This window comes from Capnocytophaga sp. oral taxon 332 str. F0381 (genome assembly GCF_000318275.2).
Classification (GTDB): Bacteria; Bacteroidota; Bacteroidia; order Flavobacteriales; family Flavobacteriaceae; genus Capnocytophaga; species Capnocytophaga bilenii.
Map to the genome: position 1 here is coordinate 1 of NZ_KB291340.1, position 390 is coordinate 390.

Below are 390 nucleotides of genomic sequence, written 5' to 3' on the forward strand. Positions count from 1 at the left end.
AAGCCGAGTTCTGTATTTTATTGGCGCAAGGAGAGGTCCAAGTATCACACTTGGGAACTACCTTTACGTTGAAAGAAATTTTATATTTAGAACCGTTTTGCTTTACCAAGTCGTTAGGAACATTTGCAGTAAGCTTGCGGGTATTAGGATCGTAATTATAAGTAATACGAGAATCAGATACATATATACCTGTAGCCGAGTTTTCTAAGTTGGGAGGTAATATATCTGTAATTGTTAAATTTTTAGCATCGTCATTCCCTTGGTTTTGGAATTCTATTTCGTATTTAAGAGTAGAGCCCAAAGCTATGTTATTCTGACCCGTAACATCTTGGTTAGCAGCATTATATACGCGCTTATTCATCACTACCGTAGGCTCTATTACCTCTACGT

The 390-nt window shown here is 37.2% G+C and carries 1 pseudogene; it reads right to left on the reverse strand.

The annotated features are described in order from the left end of the window. Nucleotides 1–390: pseudogene (locus HMPREF9075_RS12935) on the reverse strand (DUF11 domain-containing protein); the annotation flags it as partial.